General features: G+C 69.5%; 8 protein-coding genes. All 8 read right to left on the bottom strand.

Annotation, left to right across the window (positions count from 1 at the left end; genetic code table 11):
* Positions 1 to 315: 315 nt before the first annotated feature.
* Positions 316 to 915: a TIGR03086 family metal-binding protein gene (locus ABZ749_RS26225; RefSeq protein ID WP_357232429.1), complete on the bottom strand. Its 600-nt coding sequence runs from the start codon at positions 913 to 915 to the stop codon at positions 316 to 318.
* Positions 916 to 1,102: 187 nt separating this feature from the next.
* Positions 1,103 to 1,549, bottom strand: coding sequence for a metal-sulfur cluster assembly factor (locus ABZ749_RS26220; RefSeq protein WP_357232426.1), 447 nt, complete (start codon positions 1,547 to 1,549; stop codon positions 1,103 to 1,105).
* A gap of 147 nt (positions 1,550 to 1,696) precedes the next feature.
* Positions 1,697 to 2,170 (bottom strand): Fe-S cluster assembly sulfur transfer protein SufU, encoded by a 474-nt coding sequence (sufU, locus tag ABZ749_RS26215; protein ID WP_091403700.1) that lies wholly within the window; start codon positions 2,168 to 2,170, stop codon positions 1,697 to 1,699.
* Positions 2,170 to 3,474 carry a cysteine desulfurase gene (locus tag ABZ749_RS26210; RefSeq protein WP_357232423.1) on the bottom strand — a complete coding sequence of 435 codons (1,305 nt, stop codon included), beginning with the start codon at positions 3,472 to 3,474 and terminating at the stop codon, positions 2,170 to 2,172. The genes sufU and ABZ749_RS26210 overlap by 1 nt, the downstream gene beginning before the upstream one ends.
* Positions 3,475 to 3,494: 20 nt before the next feature.
* Positions 3,495 to 4,268 carry a Fe-S cluster assembly ATPase SufC gene (gene sufC / locus ABZ749_RS26205; RefSeq protein ID WP_007462702.1) on the bottom strand — a complete coding sequence of 258 codons (774 nt, stop codon included), beginning with the start codon at positions 4,266 to 4,268 and terminating at the stop codon, positions 3,495 to 3,497.
* On the bottom strand, positions 4,268 to 4,594 hold the full coding sequence (locus tag ABZ749_RS26200; protein ID WP_357207738.1) for a non-heme iron oxygenase ferredoxin subunit: 327 nt from the start codon (positions 4,592 to 4,594) through the stop codon (positions 4,268 to 4,270). The genes sufC and ABZ749_RS26200 overlap by 1 nt, the downstream gene beginning before the upstream one ends.
* Entirely contained in the window at positions 4,594 to 5,739 is a 1,146-nt protein-coding gene (gene sufD, locus ABZ749_RS26195) for a Fe-S cluster assembly protein SufD (protein ID WP_357232420.1), read from the bottom strand. Before sufD ends, ABZ749_RS26200 begins: the two co-directional genes overlap by 1 nt.
* Positions 5,740 to 5,836: 97 nt before the next feature.
* On the bottom strand, positions 5,837 to 6,578 hold a 742-nt coding region (sufB, locus tag ABZ749_RS26190), incomplete at its 5' end, for a Fe-S cluster assembly protein SufB (RefSeq protein ID WP_357232417.1).

The raw sequence follows: 6,578 nt of genomic DNA, 5'->3' as shown, positions 1-6,578 counted from the left end.
CGGTGGTGAACGGGCGCATGCCGTAGCCCCGCGCCCCGCGCCCCGCGCCCCGCGCCCCGCGCCCAAGATCCGAGCAACATCCCCGATGTTGCTGCCTCCGACACGCCGGAGACAGCAACATCCCTGATCCTGCGCAGATCTTGACGACGAACGCCGCTTTTCGGAGATCGGAACCCCGGCCTTGGCGCCCCAGGCCACCAAGATCGCACTCGAACAAGGATGTAGCGGCCTCGGCGACGCACCGAGGCCACTACATCGAGGACCGAGGGCGATCTTGGGGTGTTCTGGGATCGGCCGAGGGAGCGGAGCCGAACTTCAGGCGGCCAGTCGGGGGTCGCGACCGAGGTAGGAGAGCAGGGCGGCGACCTCGTCGGCCTCCGGAGCGGAGTCGATCGCCGGGGCGTACGCGCCGTAGGCCCGCAACGGCTCGACGATCTGCCGGGCCACCACCAGCAGGGGGCGGGCCAGTTCGGCGTCGAGCGGGGACGGCTGGCCGGTGGCCACCGCGATGTCCCAGGCGTGCACTGCGGCGTCCAGTGCGCACGCTATGGCGCCGACCTCGGCCGGCAGCTTGCCCTGAGGCAGCGGCGTGGGCACCTCCGGGTCGTCGTCGGCGACGCCCTTCCAGGCCCGGGCGGAGGCGTCGAGGGCGGCGCGCAGGCCGGCGAGCTTGTCACCGTCGACCCGACCGGAGGGTGCGAACGGGTCCTCCGCCGGCCCCGGCCCGCCGTCGATCGCCGCCGCGAAGGCGAGCTGGTCGCCGACCGCGTGCTGAAGCACCTGGGTGACGTTCCACCGCTCGCACGGGGTGGGCCGCTCCCAGGCGTCGGCCGGAACTCCCTCGACTGCCGTCCGAAGCGCCGCGTGCGCCTCTTCGAGCACGGTCCGCCACTGCCCCGCCGCCATCCCGCTCATTGTTCCGCCCTCTCCGCCGGCTTCCAGCGAGCTGACCCACCCGTCGCCGGAGCGGAATATTCCGCTCCGTTTGATGAGTTCAGCCTAGCAGACCGGAACGATCCGTTCCACCAATTTCGGGGTTGGCCTGGAAACGCGTCGAGCGCGGCACCCGGACGGGTACCGCGCTCGACGAAGTGGGATCAGTTCAGACGTTGAAGCCGAGGGAGCGAAGCTGGTCCCGACCCTCGTCAGTGATCTTGTCCGGGCCCCACGGCGGGAGCCACACCCAGTTGATCCGGATGTCGTTGACCAGGCCACCGCCGGGGCCGGTGGTCAGCGCCTGCCGGGTCTGGTCCTCGATGACGTCGGTCAGCGGGCAGGCCGCCGAGGTGAGCGTCATGTCCAGGGTGGCGACGTTCTCGTCGTCGACGTGGACGCCGTACACGAGGCCAAGGTCGACCACGTTGATGCCGAGCTCCGGGTCGACGACGTCCTTCATCGCCTCCTCGATGTCGGCGATCATGGCCTTGCTGACGCCGCCCGCAGGAGCGGCGGCGTCAGAGGTGCCGTCGGTCGTCGCGGCGTCGGTCTGCGGCACCACACTGGTGTCACCGGCCTCCGGCGTCGCCTCAGTAGCGGTGTTCTCGCTCATGCCGTCCCTCCGCTTCGCTCCGTGACGCCATGAGGCACCAACGCGCTGAACCACTGATTCGCTCGCTGACGCTCGCTCATGCCGTCCCTCCGCTTCGCTGCGTGATGCCGCAGGGCACCACTGTGTCATTCGCTCGCTGACGCTCGCTCACGCCTTCACCTCCGGGCTCACGCCCACACCGGCGCGTGCCGCGGCGTCCTTGAACGCCATCCACGGCAGCAGCGCGCACTTGACCCGGGCGGGGTAACGGGCCACACCCGCGAAAGCAACCCCGTCACCGAGCACGTCCTCGTCCGGCGTGACCTGGCCACGTCCGGACATCAACTCCACGAACGCCTCGTGCACCTCGAATGCTTCCCCAGCGCCCCGACCACGCAGCAACTCGTGCAGCACACTCGCCGACGCCTGGCTGATCGAGCAGCCCATCCCGTCGTACGAGATGTCGTGCAGCACAGTGCCGTCGGTGGCCACCCGGACGGTGACCTCGTCACCGCAGGTGGGGTTGACGTGGTGCGCCTCCGCGACCTGGTCGCCCGGGTCGTCGGCATCGCGCAGGCCACGCCCGTGCGGGCGCTTGTAGTGGTCCAGGATGATCTCCTGGTAGAGCTGGTCGAGCTGCATCAGTCGAACACCTTCCGTACCTGCTCCAGACCGGCCACCAGAGCGTCGATCTCCTCGGTGGTGGTGTAGAGGTAGAACGAGGCCCGGGTCATGGCCGGGACGCCGAACCGGCTGCACACCGGCTTGGCACAGTGGTGACCCACCCGCACCTGCACGCCGAGCGAGTCGAGCACCTGGCCCACGTCGTGCGGGTGCACGTCACCGAGCGCGAACGAGATGGTGCCGCCCCGGCCCACCGGCACTGTCGGGCCGAAGATCCGCAGGTCCGGCACCGAGCCGAAGGCGTCCAGCGCGTACGCCGTCAGCTCCTTCTCGTGCCACTGGATGGCTCGCATCCCGACGCCGGTCAGGTAGTCCACCGCCGCGCCCAACGCGACCGCCTCGGCGATCGGCGGGGTGCCGGCCTCGAACCGGGCCGGCGGGGCGGCGAACGTCGAGCGGCCCATGGTGACCGTCTCGATCATCGAGCCGCCACCCATCACCGGCGGCATGGACGCCAACAGCTCGGCCCGGCCCCAGAGCACACCGATGCCGGTCGGGCCGCACATCTTGTGGCCGGTGAACACGATGTAGTCGGCGTCCAGGTCGACCACGTCGAGGGGCAGGTGCGGCGCCGACTGCGAGCAGTCCAGCAGCAGCAGCGCGCCCACCTCGCGGACCCGAGCGGTGATCCGGGAGGTCGCATTGACAGTGCCCAGGATGTTCGACACGTGCACCAACGAGACGATCTTCGTCCGTTCGGTGACCAGGTCCTCCAGGCCCGACTCGTCCAGCCGGCCCTGGTCGGTGACCGGGAACCAGCGCAGAGTCGCGCCGGTCCGCTCACAGAGCAGCTGCCACGGGACGATGTTCGAGTGGTGCTCCATCTCGGAGATCACCACCTCGTCGCCGGGACCGAGCCGGAACCGGGGGTCGGCGTCCGCGCGCAGCGAGGCGTTCGAGAAGGCGTACGCCACGATGTTGATCGCCTCGGTGGAGTTCTTGGTGAACACCACCTCGTCGACGCTCGGCGCGTTGATGAACGCGGCGACCTTCGCCCGCGCCCCCTCGTACGCCTCGGTGGCCTCGGTGCCCAGGGTGTGCACCGACCGCGACACGTTGGCGTTGTGCCGCGCGTAGTGCTCGTCGAGCACGTCGAGCACCTGGCGCGGTTTGTGGGAGGTGTTGGCGCTGTCGAGGTAGACCAGCGGGTGCCCGTTGATCTCCCGGTTCAGGATCGGGAAATCGGCGCGTACCCGGGCCACGTCGAAACGCGGCACGTCGTCGTACTGCGGCATCCCCTCGGGGATCGCGATGCTGGTCATCTCGGCAGCGCCTCTTTCGCTCAGGCCTTGGCCGTGCCGGCCCCGGCGGCGTACCGCTCGTAGCCCTCGGCCTCGAGCTTGTCGGCCAGCTCCGGGCCGCCCTGCTCGACGATCCGGCCGGCCACGAAGACGTGCACGAAGTCCGGCTTGATGTAGCGCAGGATCCGCGTGTAGTGGGTGATCAGCAGCACGCCGGTGTCGCCGGTGTCGCGGACCCGGTTGACGCCCTCGCTGACCACGCGCAGCGCGTCCACGTCGAGACCGGAGTCGGTCTCGTCGAGGATCGCGATCTTCGGCTTGAGCAGCTCCAGCTGGACGATCTCGTGCCGCTTCTTCTCACCACCGGAGAAGCCCTCGTTGACGTTGCGCTGGGCGAACGCCGGGTCCATCTGGAGGCGCTCCATAGCGCCGCGCAGCTCGCCACCCCAGGTACGGAGCTTCGGCGCCTCGCCGTCGATGGCGGTCTTCGCGGTCCGCAGGAAGTTCGCCACCGAGACGCCGGGCACCTCGACCGGGTACTGCATGGCCAGGAAGAGACCGGCGCGGGCGCGCTCGTCGACAGTCATCGCCAGCACGTCCTCGCCGTCGAGGGTCACCGTACCGCCGGTGATCTCGTACTTGGGGTGGCCGGCGATCGAGTACGCCAGGGTGGACTTGCCGGAACCGTTCGGGCCCATGATCGCGTGGGTCTCGCCCGACTTCACGGTCAGGTCGACGCCGGCCAGGATCGGCTTGAGCTCACCCTCGGGCAGCTTGACCGACACCTTCAGGTCGCGGATCTCCAGGGTGCTCATTATCGGGTCACTCCATTACTCGGCGTCAGGCTGAGGTAGATGTCGCCGTCGCGGACTTCGACGGGGTAGACGGGGACGGGTTCGGTGGCGGGCAGGCCGGTCGGCTCGCCGGTGCGCAGGTCGAAGCGCGAGCCGTGCAACCAGCACTCGAGCGTGCAGCCGTCGACCTCGCCCTCGGAGAGCGCGACAGCGGCGTGCGAGCACTCGTCGTACGCGGCGTAGAAGTTGCCGTCCTCGCCGTGCACCAGGGCGATCGGGGTGCCGTCGACGTCCGCGCGGATCGCGGTGCCCTTCGGCACGTCCTCGGTGGAGCAGAGCCGGATCATCAAGCGCCGGCCTTGGTCAGCCGGGCCTCGATCGCGTCGCCGAGGCTCTCCCGCAGCGACTCCACCGGGATCTTGTTGATCAGCTCGGCGAAGAAGCCACGGACCACCAGCCGGCGGGCCTCACTCTCCGGGATGCCCCGGGCCATCAGGTAGAACAGCTGCTCGTCGTCGAAGCGGCCGGTCGCGCTGGCGTGACCGGCGCCGGCGATCTCGCCGGTCTCGATCTCCAGATTGGGTACGGAGTCCGCCCGAGCGCCGTCGGTGAGCAGCAGGTTCCGGTTGATCTCGTACGTGTCGGTGCCGGTCGCCTCGGCCTGGATGAGCACGTCGCCCACCCAGACGGTGTGCGCGCTCTCGCCCTGCAGAGCGCCCCGGTAGCCGACGTAGCTGCGGCAGTCCGGCACATTGTGGTCGACCAACTGCCGGTGCTCCAGGTGCTGGCCGGAGTCGGCGAAGTAGACGCCGTACAGCTCGGCCTCGCCCCCGCGCCCGGTGTATTCCACGCTGGTGAACTGCCGGACCAGGTCGCCACCCAGGGAGACCTGGATGTGGATGACCTTGGCGTCCCGACCCAGCTTGATCTTCAGGTGCTGGACCTGGACCGCGTCGTCGGCCCAGTCGGCGACCGTGACCAGCGTCAGCTTCGCGCCATCGGCCACGGCGACCTCGACGTTGTCGGCCAGGGTGGCCGACCCGACGTGCTCCAGCACCACTGTCGCCTCGGCGAACCGGCCCACCTCTACGAAGGTGTGACCGAACGCCGGCTGCTCGACGCCCTCGCCGACCACCCGCAGCCGTACCGCCTCGCCGAGCACCACGTCGGGGTCCACCCGCAGCAGCAGTGCGTCCGCGGCGGCACCGTAAGCCAACGCGCTGACCCGGTCGACCGGGATCAGCACGCTGCCGACGCGCTCGTCGTCACGGCCGACCCGGGTGATGGCGACGCCCTCGGGCAGGTCACCGTACTCGTGTCGGACCGCGCCGGTAGCGGCCGGCGCGTCACCGGTAAGGCCGCGCAGGCGCTTGAGCGGGGTGAAGCGCCACTCCTCCTCCAGGCCGGTGAGGGCCGGGAAGTCGGCGACGTCGTACGAGCGCAGCGCCTGCGACTTGGTGCTGGGCGGCGGCGCGGAAGCCTGGGTAGTCATGTCTTCCTTGGTCTGTCATGAATCGGAGGGTCGAAGCGGGCTGGACCGGACCCGGCGTACCGGGTCCGGGTCCGGCCGTGGCCGGGCGGAGGCGGCGTCAGCCGACCGCGCCCTCCATCTGAAGCTCGATCAGGCGGTTGAGCTCCAGGGCGTACTCCATCGGAAGCTCCTTGGCGATCGGCTCGATGAAGCCGCGCACGATCATCGCCATCGCCTCGTCCTCGCTCAGGCCCCGGCTCATCAGGTAGAAGAGCTGGTCATCACTGATCTTGGAGACGGTCGCCTCGTGCCCCATCGACACGTCGTCCTCACGGATGTCGACGTACGGGTAGGTGTCCGAGCGGGAGATCGTGTCGACGAGCAGTGCGTCGCACTTGACGGTGCTCCGGCTGTGGTGCGAACCCTCCAGCACCTGCACCAGACCCCGGTACGAGGTGCGGCCGCCGCCACGGGCGATCGACTTCGACACGATGGTCGAGGAGGTGTGCGGCGCGGCGTGCACCATCTTGGCGCCGGCGTCCTGGTGCTGACCCTCGCCGGCCATCGCCACCGAGAGCACCTCGCCCTTGGCGTGCTCGCCGGTCATGTAGACCGCCGGGTACTTCATGGTCACCTTGGAGCCGATGTTGCCGTCGACCCACTCCATGGTCGCGCCCTCGTGGCAGACGGCGCGCTTGGTGACCAGGTTGTAGACGTTGTTCGACCAGTTCTGGATGGTCGTGTAGCGGCAACGCGCGTTCTTCTTGACGATGATCTCCACGACCGCGCTGTGCAGCGAGTCGGAGGAGTAGAGCGGCGCGGTGCAGCCCTCGACGTAGTGCACGTACGCACCCTCGTCG

The organism is Micromonospora sp. NPDC047753 (genome assembly GCF_040642735.1).
GTDB lineage: Bacteria > Actinomycetota > Actinomycetes > Mycobacteriales > Micromonosporaceae > Micromonospora.
The sequence above is the reverse complement of the archived record's forward strand: the minus strand, read 5'-3'. Positions and strand labels throughout refer to the sequence as shown.

Bases quoted from the DNA above. Each gene is read 5' to 3' on its own strand.
- sufC (WP_007462702.1), bottom strand. From the start codon at position 4,268: ATGAGCACCCTGGAGATCCGCGACCTGAAGGTGTCGGTCAAGCTGCCC.
- ABZ749_RS26220 (WP_357232426.1), bottom strand. From the start codon at position 1,549: ATGAGCGAGAACACCGCTACTGAGGCGACGCCGGAGGCCGGTGACACC.
- sufD (WP_357232420.1), bottom strand. From the start codon at position 5,739: ATGACTACCCAGGCTTCCGCGCCGCCGCCCAGCACCAAGTCGCAGGCG.
- ABZ749_RS26225 (WP_357232429.1), bottom strand. From the start codon at position 915: ATGAGCGGGATGGCGGCGGGGCAGTGGCGGACCGTGCTCGAAGAGGCG.
- sufU (WP_091403700.1), bottom strand. From the start codon at position 2,170: ATGCAGCTCGACCAGCTCTACCAGGAGATCATCCTGGACCACTACAAG.
- ABZ749_RS26210 (WP_357232423.1), bottom strand. From the start codon at position 3,474: ATGACCAGCATCGCGATCCCCGAGGGGATGCCGCAGTACGACGACGTG.
- ABZ749_RS26200 (WP_357207738.1), bottom strand. From the start codon at position 4,594: ATGATCCGGCTCTGCTCCACCGAGGACGTGCCGAAGGGCACCGCGATC.